Origin of the sequence: Ketogulonicigenium vulgare WSH-001 (assembly GCF_000223375.1) — a bacterium.
Taxonomy (GTDB): domain Bacteria; phylum Pseudomonadota; class Alphaproteobacteria; order Rhodobacterales; family Rhodobacteraceae; genus Ketogulonicigenium; species Ketogulonicigenium vulgare.
Genome location: NC_017384.1, coordinates 1,500,608 through 1,520,676, shown reverse-complemented (window position 1 = coordinate 1,520,676; position 20,069 = coordinate 1,500,608). Strand labels below are relative to the sequence as shown.

General features: G+C 57.1%; 13 protein-coding genes and 2 pseudogenes. 9 read left to right on the top strand and 6 right to left on the bottom strand.

From position 1 onward, the window contains the following. Window positions 1-166 precede the first annotated feature (166 nt). Together KVU_RS07415 and KVU_RS07410 are read right to left on the bottom strand one after the other, a co-directional pair. The gene (locus tag KVU_RS07415) at window positions 167-1,093 is read right to left on the bottom strand and encodes an SDR family NAD(P)-dependent oxidoreductase (protein WP_014537842.1); all 927 of its coding nucleotides are present in this window, start codon (window positions 1,091-1,093) and stop codon (window positions 167-169) included. A 269-nt stretch (window positions 1,094-1,362) separates the two neighbouring features. Further along, on the bottom strand, window positions 1,363-2,256 hold the full coding sequence (locus KVU_RS07410) for an SDR family oxidoreductase (protein WP_013384730.1): 894 nt from the start codon (window positions 2,254-2,256) through the stop codon (window positions 1,363-1,365). Between the two features lie 148 nt (window positions 2,257-2,404). Between KVU_RS07410 and KVU_RS07405 the strand changes: the two genes are divergently transcribed. The 7 genes from KVU_RS07405 (at window position 2,405) to treZ (ending at window position 14,229) form a co-directional block, all read left to right on the top strand. Continuing rightward, entirely contained in the window at window positions 2,405-4,192 is a 1,788-nt protein-coding gene (locus KVU_RS07405) for a glycoside hydrolase family 15 protein (RefSeq protein ID WP_013384729.1), read from the top strand. Window positions 4,193-4,347: 155 nt separating this feature from the next. Continuing rightward, window positions 4,348-5,544: a glucose-1-phosphate adenylyltransferase family protein gene (locus tag KVU_RS07400; protein ID WP_013384728.1), complete on the top strand. Its 1,197-nt coding sequence runs from the start codon at window positions 4,348-4,350 to the stop codon at window positions 5,542-5,544. A 7-nt stretch (window positions 5,545-5,551) separates the two neighbouring features. Then, window positions 5,552-7,609, top strand: coding sequence for a glycogen debranching protein GlgX (gene glgX, locus KVU_RS07395; protein ID WP_013384727.1), 2,058 nt, complete (start codon window positions 5,552-5,554; stop codon window positions 7,607-7,609). Further along, on the top strand, window positions 7,610-8,479 hold the full coding sequence (locus KVU_RS07390) for an SMP-30/gluconolactonase/LRE family protein (protein WP_013384726.1): 870 nt from the start codon (window positions 7,610-7,612) through the stop codon (window positions 8,477-8,479). It abuts the gene before it with no gap. Between the two features lie 100 nt (window positions 8,480-8,579). Then, window positions 8,580-10,061: a glycogen synthase GlgA gene (gene glgA, locus KVU_RS07385; RefSeq protein ID WP_013384725.1), complete on the top strand. Its 1,482-nt coding sequence runs from the start codon at window positions 8,580-8,582 to the stop codon at window positions 10,059-10,061. Continuing rightward, entirely contained in the window at window positions 10,045-12,210 is a 2,166-nt protein-coding gene (gene glgB, locus KVU_RS07380) for a 1,4-alpha-glucan branching protein GlgB (RefSeq protein ID WP_420812004.1), read from the top strand. Before glgA ends, glgB begins: the two co-directional genes overlap by 17 nt. Window positions 12,211-12,399: 189 nt before the next feature. Further along, on the top strand, window positions 12,400-14,229 hold the full coding sequence (gene treZ, locus KVU_RS07375; protein WP_162467588.1) for a malto-oligosyltrehalose trehalohydrolase: 1,830 nt from the start codon (window positions 12,400-12,402) through the stop codon (window positions 14,227-14,229). Between the two features lie 138 nt (window positions 14,230-14,367). Here the strand turns inward: treZ and KVU_RS07370 are convergent. The 3 genes and pseudogenes from KVU_RS07370 to KVU_RS07360 all read right to left on the bottom strand — a co-directional run. Then, window positions 14,368-15,151, bottom strand: a pseudogene (locus KVU_RS07370) (IS5 family transposase); the annotation flags it as partial. A gap of 61 nt (window positions 15,152-15,212) precedes the next feature. Continuing rightward, window positions 15,213-16,166, bottom strand: a complete 954-nt coding sequence (locus KVU_RS07365; protein WP_013384722.1) for a TIGR03885 family FMN-dependent LLM class oxidoreductase — start codon at window positions 16,164-16,166, stop codon at window positions 15,213-15,215. Further along, complete coding sequence (locus KVU_RS07360) at window positions 16,163-16,918, bottom strand: DUF421 domain-containing protein (RefSeq protein ID WP_013384721.1); 756 nt, start codon at window positions 16,916-16,918, stop codon at window positions 16,163-16,165. The genes KVU_RS07365 and KVU_RS07360 overlap by 4 nt, the downstream gene beginning before the upstream one ends. 605 nt (window positions 16,919-17,523) lie before the next feature. Here KVU_RS07360 and KVU_RS07355 point away from each other — a divergent pair. Together KVU_RS07355 and KVU_RS07345 are read left to right on the top strand one after the other, a co-directional pair. Next, entirely contained in the window at window positions 17,524-18,078 is a 555-nt protein-coding gene (locus KVU_RS07355) for a DNA-3-methyladenine glycosylase (RefSeq protein WP_060486264.1), read from the top strand. A gap of 17 nt (window positions 18,079-18,095) precedes the next feature. Then, a pseudogene (locus KVU_RS07345) lies at window positions 18,096-18,659 on the top strand (DUF3363 domain-containing protein). A 92-nt stretch (window positions 18,660-18,751) separates the two neighbouring features. Here KVU_RS07345 and KVU_RS07340 read toward each other — a convergent pair. Further along, window positions 18,752-19,509 (bottom strand): IS5 family transposase gene (locus KVU_RS07340; RefSeq protein ID WP_148225652.1). Its coding sequence is split into 2 segments (ribosomal slippage): window positions 18,752-19,185 and window positions 19,185-19,509, totalling 759 coding nucleotides; the frame shifts between segments, so codons are not numbered across the junction. Window positions 19,510-20,069: the final 560 nt, after the last annotated feature.

Below are 20,069 nucleotides of genomic sequence, written 5' to 3'. Positions count from 1 at the left end.
CGACGGGCGGCTATAAGTACAGCCGCCTTAAAGTCTCCTATTTTTTGGGCTTTAGAATCGTGCAGCCAACGCCAATTAAGTTGGCCGAGTGTGCGCTCACTGTGTCACGGGGTGACGAAACTTTTCAGAGAATAAATCGATTATTGCAGATGCAGCGGAAGCGCGCTCATTCCGGTGGGATGTCATGAGGTGCTTCGTCTTCCAGCCTCATACGCTTGCGAATTCCTCCATCGATGCCGCTCCCTTCATCCATTGGCTCATGCAGGCTGCCTGCGGTCGGTGGTGCCGGCCAAGCTTTCTTCACCTCTTTATCGGCAATATTTGCAGTTAGACGCTCTGTCAGATTCGGAAAGAGTTTGTGCGAGATATTGGACGCATGGGCTTTTGGTCCAACTGGCATCTCCTCTTTCGGGTCGATGCAGGCTCTTACGATGGCATCAATCACAATTTGCGGGTCATCCATAGCGGCCATGCGCGGCTCATGGCCGGTGTAATTCGCCGCGTGGATCCACCAAGGTGTGTCTACAGCCCAAGGCATAATGGTCGCAACGCGGATATTGTCCTGATTAATCAGCCGAAGTTCTTCGTTCAATGATCGGCTTAAGCTTAATACAGCTGCTTTAGAGGCCGCGTAGGACGCCTGGTAGGCGAGCGGCACTTCACTGTCGATGGATCCCACGTTGATCAAGGTGCCCCTGCCTGTCGTGAGGAACTCGCTAAGGGCGGCGTGCGCGCCGTAGATCAGCCCCTTGATGTTTACGTCGAGCACGCGGGCGTGATCCTCGACAGGGATGTCCCAGAAAAGTCCCAATGCTCCTACGCCGACGTTGTTTATCCAGACGTCAATGGCACCAAATCGCAATAGCGCCTCTTTTTTAAGGTGCTGAATGTCGTCTGGCTTACTGACGTCCGTTGTCACCGCGAGCGCATTGGGGCCAATCTGCCTGGTCAATTCAGCCAGTAAGTTGGTCCGGCGCGCGGCAAGAACAACGTTAGCGCCCCTCGAGGCAAGCGCTATTGCGGCACCCTTACCAAAGCCGCTAGACGCACCAGTAATAACTATCGTTTTTCCTACTAGCGAACGGTCGTTCATGACTATTTCCTCGTTTGAATGATGTAGAGCGGTAACGAGGTGAAAGTTCTTTTGTTCCGGAAAGGGAAAGTACGCAGGCAGCAGATCGGGGCCCGATTAAAACTTGAACTGCACCGACATCCGACTTGCGCTGCCTACGCCACGATAAGATGAGCAATTCGGACGAACGCTGGTTATCGGGACTTTGTGCGCAGCTAATTGGTCGGATGCCAGGCGAGATATAATCAAATTTACGCCTTTGGGCGCGAATGACGCAGAACTTTTCGGTTTTAAGCGATGCCCGCGCCGCCGGTGACGCCGTAAACCTCCCCGGTGATGTAGCTGCCCTCTTGGCTCGCCAGCAGGACATAGACCGGAGCGATCTCCACAGGCTGACCGGGGCGCTCGAAGGGGGTCTGGGATCCGAACTGCTCTACCTTCTCCTGCGGTTGCCCGCCCGAGGGTTGCAGCACTGTCCAGAACGGACCGGGGGCGACGACATTCGCGCGCACGCCCTTTTTCATTAGCTGTTTTGATAGCGCTTTGGTATAGGCCACGATCCCAGCTTTGGTCGTGGCATAATCAAGCAGGATGTCCGAGGGATCGTAGGCCTGCACCGAGGAGGTGGTAATGACCGACGCGCCGGGCTGTAGGTGCGGTGTCGCCGCCTGCGCGATCCAGTGCATGGCATAAAGGTTGGTTTTCATCGTGCGGTCGAAATCCTCGGACGAGATTTCCTCGACATTTTCGCGGAATTGCTGACGGGCGGCGTTGATTACTAGGATGTCTAGTCCGCCGAGGCCTACCACCGTCCGCTCCACCATCTCGCGGCACCAGCTTTCGGAGGTGAGGTCACCAGGCAGCAGCACGGCCGTGCGGCCCTCGGCGCGGATCAATTCAGCCACTTCGTCAGCGTCGCGTTGCTCGGCTTCGAGGTAGGAGATCGCGACATCCGCCCCCTCGCGTGCATAGGCGATGGCGGCGGCGCGACCAATGCCGGAATCCCCTCCCGTTATCAATGCGCGCCGACCCGTCAGCTTGCCCGAGCCAGTGTAGCTGTGCTCGCCATGGTCGGGGACAGGCTGAATTCTCGCGACTTCCCCGGGGGCAGGTTGTGGCTGCTGCGGAAACGGCGGTTTAGGATATTGGTTGCGCGGGTCCTGAGGGGTAAGGCGGTCTGTCACGGTCAACGTCTCCTTTGCTATCACCAAGTCAATCGCCTTGGGGCGTCGATGTTCCCATTCAACCGCATGGCGGCGCTAATATTTCTTGGAACGGCGGGGATAGCAGAGCGTTCGTCCTCTGCGTAAAGACATTCCGAGGATCATCCCCATGAGTACCACCCTCCGATCTAACCGCCGCGACGAGGCCGGATTCCTGCCACTGGACGGATACGGCGCGATCGGCGAAGGGCGTTCGGTCGCACTGACGGCCGAGGACGGAGGGATCGACTGGTGGTGCGTGCCGAACATGGACAGTCCGCCGTTGTTCGACCGACTACTGATCGGGTCAGACGCTCTACCGGACGGATCTCAGGCCGGCCATTTCAGCATCACGCCGACGCGACCTTTTCGCGCTATACGCAACTATCGGCCCGGCAGTAATGTGCTAGAAACGCGGTTCATCACCGACGATGCCGAAGCCATGCTGACGGAATCGCTAAACAGCGGGCCGGCGGGGCGGCTACCATGGGCGGAGCTTGCGCGGCGCATCGACGTGCTGCGCGGAACGATGGAATTTGCCGTCACACTGCGCTTCGGCCATCGCGCGGGATGCCGCAGCCCCTATATGTCGTGCGCCGGTCCGCATGTGCTGTTCCATGTTGGCGGGGTCCTCGGTGCGTTCCTATATGGCGATGCGCTGGCTATCGCCTCCCACGACGACAACTGCATCTGTGGGACACTTACAATCCCTGAGGGCGGGCAGGAAATTCTGGCCATCGTAGCGGGCGCCGACGAACCTCTGGTTATACCCGACCTGAGGGCTATCAATGCGCGGATCGACGTATCGGACCGCGAATGGCGCGACTGGTCCGCGCTGTTCGATGAGGACCGTTTCGTGATACGGCATGCGCTGGCTTTGAAGCTGCTGCTATATTCGCCCAGCGGGGCCATCGCAGCAGCAGCCACCTCGTCATTGCCCGAACGGATCGGCGGCGAAAAGAATTACGACTACCGTTTGGCATGGGTTCGCGATGCCGGATACGCCATTGCCTCGTTCCTACAGATTGGGGCTGAGGCCGAGGCGAAGGCGGCGTTGACCTGGCTGTTGCGGCAGCTGTGCCTGCACGGCGCACAGGTCTGCTTCCTGCTGGACGGCGGAACAGACGGGCAAATGCGCGAATTCGACCTGCCTGGCTATCGTGGCAGCCGACCTGTCGTGCACGGCAACCGCGCGGCGGACCAGCATCAGCACGGCATTTATGGCGACATCTTCGAAACTGTCGCCGCCTTCACGCGCGCAGGTAACATCATTGATGCGCGCAGCGCCGAGACGCTGTCGCATCTTGCCGATGAATGCGCCGACCGATGGCGGGAGAAGGATGCCGGCATTTGGGAACTGCCCGAGGAGCAGCACTACACCATGTCCAAGATCAGCTGCTGGCAGGCTCTGTCCCGCGCAGTGGAACTGGCCGATACGAGACATCTGCCCACCACCTGCCGCGACCGCTGGGACCGTGAGCGCGCACGTGTCGCCAAATGGATCGACGCGAACTGCTGGGACGAAGCGAAGCGCACTTATATCATGTATCCCGGATCGGAGAGGCTCGACGCCTCGATCGCGTTGGCAGTCCGGTTCGGCTTCGAGAGGCGGGACCGTCTTGCCCTCACTCTCGACGCCATCGACCGCGACCTTGGCACGGGCGGGCTGCATTATAGGTATGGCGGCATGGAGCAGGAAGAGGGCTGCTTTCTCGCCTGCTCGTTCTGGATGGTGGAGGCGCGGGCGCTTTTGGGGCAGACCGAGGCCGCCCGCCATGCCCTTGCTCGGCTGAAGACGATCTGCGGCGAGGGCATCCTGCCCGAGATGATCGACCCATCCGATCACAGCTGGCTCGGCAACCTGCCGCAGGGGCTTAGCCATCTTGCTGCGCTTCAGGCCGCCGTCGCGCTAAATTAAGGAATATCTACCCTGCAGCGGGCTTTGTGATTCATGCCGCGACTATCGCAGTAGGAGAGACCAAGACGCCTCTCTACCCAATTTCCCCGCCCTGAAGAATACCGCTGCCAATGCAGTAGACATAACCAGTGGGTTGTGCATGTGCAGCATAAAAAATGCTCGATGCGTTGGTGTTCACGGAACATTCGCGAGAGCCAATGATTGCACCCTTTGAGTCCATCAGAGGTCCTGAAATGTTCATTCACTTTGAAGAGCCTACGAAAACCTTCTGCATATTGCTGGCAGGAGGGAAGGGCGCTCGCCTTCACGAGCTGACAGAGAATGTGTGCAAGCCCGCGCTTCCGTTTGCGGGCGGCCATTTGATAGACTTTACGCTGGAAAATGCAGTGCGCTCGGGGGTGCGTCAGGTGTTGGTCGCTGGGCAATATCGGGCGAATAACCTGAGCGACTACCTGCAACGGGCCTGGGCGGGCCGTTTCGACCAAGGCCTTGTCTTTCGAAATGGATTTCAGTTTGCCCCAGGTGGATATGCCGGAACGGCGGATGCTGTTAGGGCAAATTTCGAGGCCGTTTTAAACAGCGGGGCGGACACGGTTTTGGTGCTGTCTGCCGATCATGTCTATCGTATGGACTATCGTCAAATGATCGAGGCGCATCGGGCTTCGGGCGCGAAGGTCACAGTAGCAGCTGATCTGGTTGATATCGATAAGGCGTCTTCATTTGGCGTTTTGGATGTCAACGCTGATGGGCGTATTAGGCATTTTCTGGAAAAGCCCAATGACCCGCCTGCGCTGTGTGCTGATCCGACGCGCGCCCTCGTAAGCATGGGCATCTATGTCTTTGATCGGGCTTGGCTGGCACAGGCACTGTGCTGTGATGATCGTCATGACTTCGGGCATGAAATTTTACCCATCGCCGTAGACGAGGGTGTCGCCCATGCCTATCGCCCAGCCGCCTACCACGGGGGCACATTCTATTGGCGTGATGTCGGCACATTGGACAGTTATTTGCAGGCGCAACTTGATTTCATCGCAGGAACATCGCGCCCGTTTTCTGCTGGACATATGGAATGTTTCTCGCCCGCAGTGCGTAGAGCGGCGATGACCGGAAGTGTTTTGCTGCCGGGAGCCACCGTGGAAGAGGGCGCCATGTTGTCACGCGCCATTGTGGCAGCGGGCGTTCGGGTGCCCTCGCAGCTGCGGGTTGGATTTGACCGCGACGAGGATCTCCATTGGTTCAGGACGACCGCCAATGGAACCGCGTTGATCACAGCCGGTATGATTGCCAATTGGCAAGCGGCTCATTCCAGCGGAAAGCCGTTGGAATATGGTGCAAATGTGGTCGGGGTTTAGATTCGAAATGATCGACGAAAAATCCGAACTTGTGTTTGACCTGCAACGCAGCTGGTCCGATCGCCTTGGTGCCGAATGTGACTGTGATGGCACAAATTTCGCACTTTTTTCCGAGAACGCGACACGGGTCGAACTGGTCCTATTCGATGCGGCGGGTGTCAACGAAATCTGGCGCGGCGACCTGCCGCAAATAGAGGGCGGCATCTGGCACGGCTATCTGCCAATGATACGGCCGGGCCAATGCTATGGTTATCGGGTTCACGGACCTTGGGCCCCGGAGGAAGGGCATCGATTCAATCCGGCAAAGCTTGTCCTGGACCCCTATGCCCGCGAGTTAAGAGGGGATTTCGTATGGGATGACGCGCTGTTCGGCCATGATGTCGCCCAGGATGATCTGGTGCGCGATGATCGCGACAACGCGCATTTCATGCCCAAAGCCGTGGTGGTCGATCCCGTGTTCGATTGGGAGGCGGAGAGTAGTCTCCGTCATCCTTGGGACGAGGTTGTCATGTATGAGGCCCATGTCCGCGGTTTGACAATGCAGCATCCGGCAGTGGATGCCGAAGATCGTGGCACATTCGTTGGGTTGTCGAGCGATGCGATTATCGCGCATCTGACCGACCTTGGTGTCACGACCGTCGAGCTACTGCCGGTGCATGGTTTTGTGCAGGACCGACATTTGATCGAGAAGGGCCTGTCCAATTATTGGGGTTACAATACGATCGCCTTCTTCGCGCCCCATCAGGGATATCTGAAGTCCGGCGAAGTGATCGAGGTGAAAACGGCAATTAAAAAGATGCATCGCGCCGGTATCGAGGTGATCCTTGATGTGGTTTACAACCATACCGCTGAGGGCAGTGAAATGGGCCCGACCCTGTCGTTTCGCGGCATCGACAATGCCAGCTATTATATGTTGGCAGAGGATCGCCGCCATTGCTATGACACGACGGGCACAGGCAATGCCCTTAACCTCGCTCACCCGATGGTATTGCGAATGGTGCTGGATTCACTGCGTTACTGGGTCGAGGTGATGCATGTCGATGGCTTTCGATTTGATCTGGCATCGACGCTGGGGCGCGGTCCGCAAGGTTTCGACCAGCGCGGCGCTTTCTTTGCAGCAATCCAGCAAGACCCAATTTTGTCAAAGGTAAAGCTGATTGCAGAGCCATGGGACATCGGCGAGGGCGGCTATCAACTGGGCGGATTTCCGTGGCCGTTTCGCGAATGGAACGACAAGTTTCGTGATGACACGCGCCGTTTTTGGAAAGGCGATGAGGGAATGCTTCCTCGCCTCTCGCAGCGCTTGCTGGGATCGCCCGTGCAGTTTGATCACACACATAGACCTGCGACAAGCGCTGTGAACTTCGTGACGGCGCATGACGGGTTCACGCTTTGGGATGTATTGTCCTATGACGGCCCCCATAACCTGGCCAATGGCGAGGATGGTAGTGACGGTCATTCGACAAATCATTCCGACAATTTCGGCCACGAGGGCCCGACCGAGGATCCGCATATCAACCAAATGCGATTGGCGCGGGCCAAGGCGATGATGGCCACGCTGATTTTGTCGCAAGGTGTGCCCATGCTGCTGGCCGGCGACGAGTTTGGCCATACGCAAGAGGGTAACAACAACGCCTATTGTCAGGACAATCCTACCACTTGGCTGGATTGGGGAGGCAAAAATGAGGCGCTGCACGCGGCGGTGCGGCATCTGCTGGCGTTTCGGCGGACTCATAAGATTGCGACATCTCAGTTTCTGCGTGGCGACAGTGGCACGCAAGTGGTGACATGGCTGCATCCTTGCGGTGAAGACATGCGCGAGGAGGACTGGCAGGACAGGGGACTGAAAGTTTGTGGGCTGCTGTGTGCGCGCGAGAGCGACCGTATCTTGACTGTCGTCAACGCTGGCGGCGAGACAGGTTTCCTCTTGCCAGCGGGCAGCTGGACATGCGTGATCGACACATCTGCTGAGAATGTCTGCTGTCAGATCCCGGCAGAAGGCACGTGGATCATCCCGCCTCAATCTGTCGTGGTTTTTCGCGAATCTGACGCAGGAGCGCAATAAGTGCATGACATTCCAACGCCCATAAGTGCAGATCGCCTGATACTGGGGGAGGGGCCGGGTTATGACGGCGACTCTGATTTGGCTTGGTGGTTTGACATCGCAAGCAAGACACTTTTTCTTTGCGACGGGACGACACAGCGGCAGCAGGCGATCACCCTGCCGCTACAGGCAAGCGCCGCAGCGATCACAAACGATGGCAGGCAGCTTTTGCTGACAGAGCGCGGCATTTTTGATCGCGATCTGTCAAATGGCAGCCTGCATGTTGTTTTGCACGCAGACTGGTCTACAGGAGGATTGCGCTCAAACGATGCACGCGTTCATCCCAGCGGGGCGTGGTGGATCAGCACGATCAGCAAGCGTGGTACAGCCGGGGCGGGCGCCATTTACCACTTTGGCAAAGGCGAATTGCGCAGGCTTTGGGCGGATATGACCACGCCAAATTCCATTTGCTTCTCGCCGGACGGGGCGACTGGCTATTTTGCCGACACCGCCGCAAAGCGCATCCTTAAGGTCGGGCTGGATCCGCTGACGGGCCTGCCAAGCGGTCATCCGCAGCTGATGATCCAATTTGATCAGGACCATCCCGACGGCGCCGTTACCGATCATAATGGTAATTTGTGGGTCGCAATCTGGGGCGGCAGCAGGATCATCTGCTTGGGGCCAGACGGCCTGCATAAAACATCGCTTTATCTGCCGGTGCCAAATGTAACCTGTCCCGCCTGGGTGGGGCCAAAACAAGACCACATGCTGATCACCACCGCCCGTGAAGGCATGACCCCCGCGCAACTGTCCCATTATCCGCAGGCAGGCGCAGTATTCCTAATGAAGCCCGGGACAATGGGCCCGCAAAATCCGCGGGTTATACTGTAAATTATGTGAGTGCGGCCGGAACAAGTTCTGCGCCGCACGGTTTCTTTTTTGACCGGAACATCGGGATCTTATCTGGAACCAATCATGCGCGATAATCGAAATGGATGACTCTTTTTTCGGCGACCGGCCGGGCGCAAGTCATCATAGGGCGCTTTCGATCACGGCTGAATTCGCACCGTTGATCAAAGTCGGTGGTTTGGCAGATGTGGCGGGGACATTGCCCAGCTATCTGGGCAAGCAAGGCTGGGACACGCGCACTCTGATGCCGCTTTATCCGCAGCTTGATGCGCTTGCGGGAAACTGGCCAATCGTGCACCGCGAAGATTTGGTGCTGTGTGGCGCGGCCGTGGTGCGTATGGGCGAGCACGCTGGCAATACATTGCTGCTGCTCGACGCCCCGCAGCTGTTTGGCGAGCTTGCTGCCCCATACGAGGCGATGACGGGCGACTGGGCCGAGGTCGCGCGAAGATTTGCCGCGCTGTCGGAGATGGGCGCATGTCTTGCCGCCGCAGGTCTGCAAGATGGCTGGCGGCCAGATGTTGTTCATGCGCATGATTGGCACGCGGCGCTGGCGACCCATCTGATAAAGCTGCGCAATATTCCAGTTGGCACCGCCCTCACGCTGCACAATGCGTCTTTTCAAGGCATTTTGACCTATGACGACGCGCATCGGATAGGGCTGCCGCAATCGTGGTTGACGAAGGAGGCCGATCACTACGGTCACACCTCGTTTTTGAAAGCAGGCATCCAGACAGCCGACGTTGTGACAACCGTTAGCCCCAATTACGCGCGCGAACTGCTTCAGCCTGAGACCGGAATGGCAATGGATGGCTATCTGCGCGCACGTGGCACCCGCTTTCGCGGCATTTTGAATGGGATCGACGTTGCCGCGCCGCGACGGCGTTCCGTGAATGCGCATCTGGCACACAAAAGGCGGATGCGGGCCGAGCTATGCGCCGAGTTCAATTTGCGCAGTGATGGACCGCTTGCGGTGATCGTCAGCCGACTGACTGCGCAGAAGGGGTTGGATATCGTTGTGGACGTCTGGAGCGCGCTGGATGAATGCGACAGCTCGCTGATCCTTGTCGGCACGGGCGACCCAGCAATAGAGGATGGTTTCAGGTCAATCAGGCGCAAACATCCCAATCGGGTGGGGTTATGTCTGGCCTATTCGTCGGAACTGGCCGCGCGCCTGTTCACAGGCGGGGATTGCATTTTGATCCCCAGCCGGTTCGAGCCATGTGGGCTGACACAGATGTATGCGATGGAGCAGGGCACGATCCCGATCGCCACGGCGGTCGGCGGTTTGGCTGATACAATTATTGACGCCACGCCCGCTGCGCTAAAGGCAAAGGCTGCAACTGGCATCCTTTTGCCGGGAGCCGAGCCACGCCATCTCAGCCGAGCACTGCATCATATGTGCGCGCTCCATGCCCAGCCCGCCGTCTGGCGGCAGATGCAGATAAACGCGATGCGGATGGACTTTTCCTGGGACGAGGCGGCGGCGGATTACGCGGCAGTGTATCGGCAAGCACGGGAATTGTATCCCTCTCGGGGTGGTGGCAGTGACTTTGCGCGCTGAGGGCGGGGGCGTCCCGCGCGACCGCGCCATCGCATTGCAACACGGCAGGGAGGCCGATCCCTTCGCTATTTTGGGGCCGCACCTGACCGCGCATGGGTGGCAAATCAGAGCGTTCATGCCCGATGCGGCGGCGGTATTCCTATGCTGCGATGATGGAAAAACGCCTATGCAGCAGCATCCTGACGCGGCGGGTCTATGGACTGCGACAATGCCGGTTGCGCCAAGCTATCGTTTTGAGGCGCATTTTTTGGATGGTGCAGTCTATGGATGGCAAGACGCTTACCGATACGGCTCACTTTTTCACGACAAATGGTCTCAATCGCCTAATGGTTTGCGTTTATGGCATTCTTTAGGCGCACATTGCGTAGAGGTATCGGGCGTCAAGGGCACATTTTTCGCGGTGTGGGCACCAAACGCAAGGCGCGTCAGCGTCGTGGGGGATTTCAATCACTGGGACGGCCGCCGCGCTCCGATGCGGCTGCAGCATGGCTGCGGTATATGGGAGATATTCCTGCCCGATGTCACTGCAGATGCCCTGTATAAATTCGAGGTGTTGGGTGCGGATGGTATAATGAGACTGAAGGCGGACCCCTATGGCCAACAGGCCGAGCGCGCGCCGGGCAATGCCTCCATCGTGACAATGAAATCCGCGTTTGCCTGGACGGATAAGGATTGGATGACGACACGCGGCAGCCGCCACTCCCCTGATGCGCCCATATCCATCTATGAAATTCATCTTGGATCATGGCGGGGGCAGGGCGGTTATGAGGGACTTTGCGTCAGTCTTTTGGATTACATTGAAGACATGGGCTTTACGCATATCGAGCTGATGCCTGTCCATGAGCATCCTTTCGCAGGGTCGTGGGGATATCAGCCCGTCGGCCTTTATGCGCCGGCGGCACGATATGGCAAACCTGACCAGCTACGCACATTCGTAAACGCTGCGCATAGCCGCGGTATAGGTGTGATCCTCGACTGGGTTCCCGCCCACTTTCCCGAAGATCCACATGGATTGGCCATGTTTGATGGAACAGCCCTCTATGAACATCAGGACTCACGCGAAGGGCGCCACCCCGATTGGGGGACGCTGATCTATAATTTTGGCCGCCGCGAAGTCAAAGATTTTCTAACTTCAAATGCACTCTATTGGCTGGAGGAGTTTCACATCGATGCTCTTCGGGTCGATGCCGTGGCCTCGATGATCTATCGTGATTACTCACGCCCAGCAGGTGAATGGATACCAAATATATATGGCGGCAATCAAAACCTGGAAGCGATCGCGTTTTTGCAGGATTTGAACACGGCAGTTTATCGCGAAGCTCCTGGAATTATGATGATTGCAGAGGAATCGACAAGTTATCCCGGTGTCACACGGCCAGTCGATCAGCAGGGCTTGGGATTTGGTTATAAGTGGAACATGGGCTGGATGAATGACATTCTGCGTTACATGTCACGCGAGTCGATCCATAAGAAATACCATCACCATGAAGCTACATTCAGCACCGTTTATGCCGGCTCGGAGCATTACATCCTGCCTTTCAGCCATGACGAGGTTGTGCATGGCAAAAAGTCGCTTTTGGCGAAGATGCCGGGCGACGCGAACCAGCAATTTGCAAATCTTCGGGCCCTTTACGCCTTTATGTGGGGACATCCCGGCAAGAAGTTATTGTTCATGGGGCAGGAATTCGCGCAAAGCCGCGAATGGAACCATGACGAAAACCTGAATTGGTGGGAGGCAGACCAGCCGCAGGGACGTGCTATGTCGTCTTTTTTGCGCGATCTGAACAGGTTATACCGCAGATATCCGGCCCTTCATGGTAGTGACCGCGACGGATTTACGTGGGTAGATGCGAATGCAGACCAGGACTCTATCTTTGTCTGGTTACGCCACGTGCCTAACGATCCCGCTCCCGTGCTGATTGCGATCAATATGACGCCTGTGGATCGCGAGGTGCAGATCGGTCTGCCACGCGCAGGAAATTGGCGCGAAATCCTCAATTCTGACGCGGCGGTCTATGGTGGGGGTAATCTTGGAAATCTTGGCGGGATTTCAGCCCTGGATATGCCTATGCAGGGGCAGCCCTATGGCGCGACGCTGACTGTGCCGGGGCTTTCGGCGATATGGCTGACGCCCGATGAGCAAAACTAGGGCGATAATTCCATTCGCTTGCAACAAGAGGGTTAAGGCCAACTTTTGCTCGCCACTGTAGTTGGTCGGAGCGTTAAATTAACTGCAAATGCATCGAAAAGGCCGGTGATGTTAAGCATCATCATTAATTTTAAATCGTTAGTTGGAACAGCACAGGACGGGAGGTGACACATTATGCAACGCAGTCGAATGGGCTATCTGGCAACCAGGGGGCGTGTGCATCACATGCCGTTCGGCGCAACGATTAGTCAAAATGGCACGTGGTTCAGATTATGGGCTCCTAAATGCGCGAATGTGCAGCTAGTACTTTCCGAGGCCGAGACAGTTCCCATGCGTACCAATGGCCAAGGCTGGCACGAGATAGAGGTGCCGGGAGTGACGGCCGGGACACTCTATCGGTTCGCGCTGCCTGATCGCAGTTTGATCGCGGATCCCGCGTCGCGCTTTCAGCCCCAAGGTTTGGACGGGCCGAGTGCGGTAATCGACCCGACATTATTTCAGTGGACAGATAAAGCCTGGGTTGGCCGTGATTGGGAGGAAGCCATCCTCTACGAACTCCATATCGGGGCATTTACCGAAAGCGGCACTTGGGCGTCGGCGATTGAAAGGTTGGATCATCTTGCCGATCTGGGCATAACAGCGATTCAGATTATGCCGGTGGCGCAATGTTATGGCCGCTTCAACTGGGGATATGACGGCGCTTCATGGTATGCGCCAATGAACAGCTATGGAAGCCCGGATGATATGCGGGCCTTTGTAGATGCTGCACATGCCCGCAGTATGATGGTCTTGCTGGACGTGGTATATAATCACTTTGGGCCGATTGGAAATGATCTCGAAAAACTCACACCGATTTTCACGGATAGGCATAATACACCTTGGGGGTGCGCGATTAATTTTGATGCTGAAGGATCGTCTTTTGCGCGTTCTTTCGTCATAGACAATGCGCTTTATTGGCTGACAGAGTTCAATCTTGACGGGCTTCGCCTTGATGCGATCCATGAATTGAAAGATGATAGTAATACACATATTCTTGAAATTTTATCTGCGCGCATACGCAGTGCATTTCCTGCTAGAAAAATTCATCTTGTTGTGGAAAACTCGGATAACGGGGCCTCATGGTTGCGGCGCGATAATGAAAGTCAGCCGGTTTTTTATACGGCGCAGTGGAATGACGATCTTCATCACGTTCTGCACACAGCCACCACCGGGGAAGCCGGTGGCTATTATGCGGACTTTCTGGACGATGACGTGGTATTTGACAAACTAGGCCGCGCACTGCGCGAAGGGTTTATCTTTCAAGGCGAATACAAGCTGCATGAGGGACGAAACAGGGGCGAACCGAGCGCGGCTTTGCCGCCGCAGGCCTTTATCAGCTATATGCAAAACCATGATCAAGTCGGAAATCGTATCCAAGGAAGCCGGATCAGTCATTTTACCAGTGCCGCAGCGGTTCATGCCTATATTGCCATTTATTTGCTATCGCCGCAGATCCCGATGATATTTATGGGTGAGGAGTTCGGGGCGACCACAGCCTTTCCATTCTTTTCAGATGTTCCGGATGACATGCGGGAATCCGTAATCGAAGGTCGGATGAGGGACATGCGCGGCAATTCGGAGGATATAGATCCGACTAAACCGGATGTCGAGGAAACCTACGATCCAACCAGTGAAGCCACATTCATGCGTGCCAAAATTGATTGGGTCGAAGCCGAGGAAAATCACGGTCAGCAGATGCTTCGTATCTATCGGACTCTTATAGATTTGCGTCAACGCGAGATTGTGCCACGGTTAAAAGCTATGGCTGGATTTAGCGCCCATGGCAAGCGCATGGGACGCAGCAGCATGTTTACAACCTGGATCATGGGCGATGGCGCGGTGCTGCGTGCCTATATCAACTTATCCCATGTATCCGAGGAGTCGACGGTCCCCCTTATAGGGCGCAAAATTTGGCAAACCGGCTGGGCAGATGGTCAAATGCTGGGGCCATGGAGCGTTTTGTGGACGATAGAGGTCTAGAATGCTTCATTGACAATGCGTCTCTATTCGAGATCATGATCCTGAAAGCAGTCTCTCATCAGGGCCTATAGTAAAACGCTTGTAGACCAAGATCATGGAGAAAGCGACGACTGCGGATATACACCTGTCACTAGGTCGTGTTGACGAATGGAGAAGCCAGAGCCTGGTGCAGGCGATGTCGACGAAGCCGAGAAAAATATCGGCGGTTTTGTCGTAATGGTTCACCAGTCGCGTGCTGTTCTTCAGCTTACTGACGCGACGCTCTACCAAGGTAGGCAGGGTATAGATGGCCATATCGACGGTCTTTCGGACCTTGGAGTTCTTTCGCATCGGTATCATCGGCACTGCATTATGGCTCCCTAAGTCTTCTCGAACTTTAGCAGAGTCATGACCCCTGTCGGCGAGTAATACGGAGGGCTGAGGCAGGTTGTCGGCTATGAATAAACCATACCCCGTGTAGCCTGAATCCTGCCTAGGCGCGATCTCGGTTCTCATCTGGAGGTCAGCGCCGTTGACGCGCATATGGATCTTCGTCGAGAAGCTGCGTCTTGAACGGCCAAGAGCCCCTTTGGAAGTCCCCCTTTTGCGTCGGCCGCATGATGGTGGGCCCTGATCACGGTGCTGTCGATCATCTGGAGCTTGTCGGGTTCGAGCTTCGCATGGTTCAAGGCTCCCTGGATGTCCTTCCAGAGCCCGGCGAGCGTCCAGCGCCGAAACTAGCGACAGACCGCCGACCATTCGCCGAACTCTTCGGGCGGATCTCGTCAGGGCTGCCCAGTCCGAGAGATCCAAAAAATGCCAAAAACAATAAGCCGATGGTCCGCAGGGTTCGGCCGTCCGGGTGTAAAACAGCCCGGTTGAAGCCCTTAAAGAATGCCCAGTCGACATCCAGCACCAGGCTGCGCGTCAAGGTCCATTCCAACGAAGAGATGATCTTGCATCGCAGCAGACAACGAAGGGGAATGCCCTTTTGTCAACACAATCTAGCGCAGTTGGGGCAGCACCGTGGCACCAAAGGTCTCAATGAATTGACGCTGGTTTCGGCCAACACAGTGTAGATGGATATAATCGCCTATTTCCGCCAACGCAGCAATTTGTGCTGCGTGTACCCCAAGATCGGCCGAGATGGAAATATGTGCGCGCAGCGCAGGCTCATCTACGAATGTGGCAAACCTATCGAAATCTTTTGGGCGGCGGATGTCACAATTTATCTCTCCGCCTGCGATGACGGGGGCCCATTGATGCCGTGCCTCGTGAAGTGCCAGAGCCTCTTCGGGTGCCCATGACAAAGCGTGCTGTATATGTATGGGTTTGCCTGCGCCACCTGACTCTCGGAATACCTTGACGACTTCGGACACATCCCTTGGGTCGCCCCCAACGGTAAGTAGGCCGTCCGCCCACTGTGCGACCTGTGCGGCGCTTTCACAACTTATTGCCGCGCCATAGATCGGCACCGGGGTTGTGGGCAGGGTGAAGAGTTGGGCCTCTATGACCGTGACGCGCCCGCGAAACGTGACCTCATTGCCTGTCAGGAGCGCGCGGATGATCGCAGCGCATTCTTTAAGTTTGGCATTTCGTTCGGCCTTTTCTGGCCAATACACGCCGGTGATCGCCTCGTTTATGGCCTCTCCACTTCCTAGGGCAAGCCAGAACCGATCAGGATACATTCGCGCAACTGTTGCAGCCGCCTGTGCAACGCTGGCTGGGTGATGGCGATAGCCGGGCGCGGTGATGAGGCCAAAGGGGATGCTGCTGATCTGCATGGCCGCCGTAATCCAGGACCATGAATAACCCGAATGGCCCTGGTTAGCACTCCAAGGGTGGAAGTGTTCAGAGGTTTTTACGCCGTCAAATCCGGCCTGTTCCGCGGCGACGGCGCATTGTAGCAGTTCTTCCGGTGGAAATTGCTCCTGCGAGGCATGGTAACCAATTTTCATCCCGCTGTCCTGTCGTGGCTTCTCTGATCCAACGGCGTATCGTGGCTATTGTTCCCGGTGCCGGTGCCGGTGCCGGACATGACTTTCGCTGCCCAAAGGGATTGTCCGCAGTCCGCACAAACGCTTCTGGCATCCTGAACACGCACCTCTACACTGCCACAGTTCGCACAACAGCAGTTTGCAAAGGGATGTCGTCGCTTTGACTGCTGTTCGACCGGCGGCACAAGAGGAAGTCCCGCGCGCATCTGGTCGGATTTGAATACCGAAACCTGTCCGGAGGGCTCAAGATAGGCGCGCCGGACCGCGCCAAGATTTTCTACGCCCCTTAACCTTAGAAGTTCCATCAGCTCTGGAGCGCTGATGGTATGGCGGGTCAGGTTGGTTGTCAGTATTTTGCCATCCTTGACGACTTCAAGCGGTTCTCCGTCGATCGCCCTCTTCACGATGTCATAGCGTCTGATGAGCAGATCAATACCCTTGTCGATAAGAACAACAACCAAGATTACCAGGAAGGCATGTAAAATCGGCACGTCCGGAAGAAAGAGCGAGTCGCCGACGGCCGAGCCAAGCGCAATCACAAGGAGGAATTCGACCAGTGAGAGCTGTGAAATGCTGCGCCCGCCGATCCAGCGCAAAAGAAGCATCGTCCATGTCCAGATTATCACAATCCGCAAGACAATTTCGGCGAAATAAAGCGGTGGTGCGTCGCCTAGAAACATACGATGTAAATCAAACGGGATCACATCTTGCATAAACCACCTCGTTTACGGGCGTCCGATCCTAGCAACACATTGATCGCTAGATTTGTTCCATGAAAGCTATTGTTCGATTTTTGGACCGCTAAGCATTCAGATAAATCCACGCTCCGATGCCACTAGCATCATCGGTGATGAACGCGACCTTACCGTGCAGCCTGCCGCTGCCCCTGTAGTGTTCTAGCCATGATCCGGTCGAGGGTCCAGTTTAAGAAACGATCCGGGCGCGGTCTGCTTCTGTTCAAGATACGGAGGAGTAGGGAATTCTGGTTCGGGCTGGTCACTCCTTGATGCAAGAAGAAAACGGGCAGCGTGGCCAATTGCTCCAGACAATGTCCCCCATGCGCCGTCCCGCTTTGGCCTGATTTCAAACGGCGGGCTTGAATTGGAACGCTGGGGTGATCCGCGTCGCGCAGCGACCGTATCTGATGGTCACCGGCCTTGTCTATAACGGCCGGCTGCGTGGGTTTCGTCTGTGCTGGATCAAACTTGGCGGGCGGGGTGACCCTCGAGCCGCGCCGCGCGGCTCTGCGCCATGAGAGCGCTGCCTGCGCGCTTTATCATCGCGATATTGCCCTGCTATACGCCTCTGCTGATTAGTGATGTCTTTGCCCGACTTTCCACCGTTTGACCCCTCTTTGGATATATGCACGCTTGCAAAGCTGTTGCTGGGCGCGACCATGACCGTACGCGGGGTCGTCGGGGGTGTGATCATCGAGACCGAAGCCTATGGTGCAACCGACCCCGCGTCGCATAGCTTTCGCGGGCCAACCCTGCGTAATGGCGCGATGTTCGGGCCAGCGGGGTACGCTTATGTATACCTCTCTTATGGAATCCAAGTCTGTTTGAATGTGGTTGGCCGACCCGGTGAAGCGGTCCTTATCCGCGCCCTGCAGCCGCAATGGGGGCTTGATCACATGCGTGCACGGCGCCCGGCAGGCCCGCTTTGCGCAGGACCGGGGCGACTGACCCAGGCGTTGGATGTCCAGCTCTCAGATAATGGCCGCCCCTTCGATGGCACCGATCTGGCGCTGACATTTGATGACAGATCGAACAAAGACATTCTTTGCGGCCCGCGCATTGGCATCACGCGGGCCAAAGATATGCCGTGGCGTTTTGGATTGGCTGGAGAGCCGGGGCTTAGTCGAAAGTTCTAGTCTCCAGCCCCCTCAGTCTGGAGGCGCTGCGCCGCGCCGGGATCACCGAGCGGATCGACGCGGATCAATGGCGCATCCCTGAAGACTTCGAGAGCCGCGCCGCCGCCTACGATGCCGGCCGAAACCGGCAGACCAGCATCCGCGTCATCTCGACTTTCAATCTGGAAAGCCAGATCGGTTCGGATGGCGCGACCTGACTCGACCGGCGGCTGGTTACACCCGACGCATCGGATCTCGCTCCGGCCGGTTTCGGGCAACAAGTGCGCGAGGCGATGGAGCAGCGCAGGGAGCATCATATCGAACAGGGGGACGCGACGCGACAGCACAACGGACGCGTCTTTTACCGGCGCAGGCTTCTCGCCACGCAGCGAGAGCGCGAAGTCGCCCGCGTCGGCACAGAGATGGCCGAGGACAAGGCGCTGCCATTTCGGGCGGCGGCGGATGGCGAGAAGATCAGCGGCAAGTTCACCGGCACCGTCCAGCTATCGAGCGGCAAGTTCGCGGTGGTCGAACAGAGCCACGAGTTCACCCTTGTCCCTTGGCGGCTGGTTAATGCTTGGGAACCTCGATTAACGTCTTAGCCTTGCTTATTCTATCGGCTATGTCTCTGACTAGAGTAGGGGCTAGAATGAACAATCTTGAAGCGATGGCTAGGCTCAGGACTCGTTCTTGCTCATAGCCAGAACATGACGGTTGCGGCGAGGATGATGGCTGAGAAGAAGGTCTCTGGACACCGGTCGTATCGGGTCGCCACGCGCCGCCAGTCCTTGAGGCGACCGAACATGATCTCGATGCGGTTGCGCCGTTTATAACGCCGCTTGTCGTATTTCACCGCCTTCTTGCGGGACTTCCGGCCTGGGATGCAGACCTTTATCCCCTTGTCTTTCAACGCATCTCTGAACCAATCGGCATCGTAACCCCGATCTCCGAGCAGCCACCCCGCCTTCGGCAGACTGCTTAGCAGTGCCGCCGCGCCAGTATAATCGCTGACCTGCCCAGCCGACATGAAAAACCCGATCGGCCGCCCCTTGGCATCAGCAACGGCATGCAGCTTTGTGTTCATGCCGCCTTTGGTGCGCCCGATCTGGCGCCCGCGCCCCCCTTTTTCACCCCAAGGCTTGATGCGGTGCGGTGTGCCTTCAAATACGTCGCGTCGATCATGATCGTCTCGTGCTCGGCGCGCTCAGTGACCAGCCCGACCAGGATCCGGGCGAAGACTCCGTTGTCGCTCCATCGCTTCCACCGGTTGTAAAGGGTCTTCGCCGGGCCGTATTCTTTCGGCGCATCGCACCACCGCAACCCATTGCGGTTGATAAATATTATGCCACTGAGGACGCGACGATCGTCCACGCGGGGCTTGCCATGGCTCTTGGGAAAGAAAGGCGCAAGGCGCGCCATCTGAGCATCGCTCAGCCAATATAGATTGCTCATCGATCAGGTCTCCTCACAGAGCCTGAATCACGCCAAAACCCCAAAATCAATGGGTCTGGAGCCTAGGCATCCGGATCCGCCGATGTGTCGTCGGACGTGATCCGGAAACACCGCGCCGGACGGCATTATCCGGTTCGGCCCCAACGGCGGCGCAGCACAGGATGCTGGTCACACGGCGCGGTCGAGAGTCGCGGCTTGCGCCGCGGTTGGCCGCGCGCCGGAGACGGGTGGGCCGATGCGGTCGGCGCGCGCGATTCCGCGGCGTCCTTCGCGCTTTCCGGATTGATCCGGGCCGCGGTTTGGGGCGGCGCGGAGATGGCATCCAGATTCCGGTTCAGGCGGCGTCAATGATCTCCTCCCCGATCCGGTCAAGTGTATCCTGCAGAATGGAAAGGCTTTCCGGGCTGTAGATCTCGGACACCACATTCATCAGGTCTGCGTATTACGGGGCAGGGACGAGGGATTCCGGATGCACGTGTTTGAGGTGGGCATGGGCGGCCTTCTCCTGGACGCAGGCCTCATGGCCGGTCGGCATGGCGACGACCCGGAGCAGCTCGACT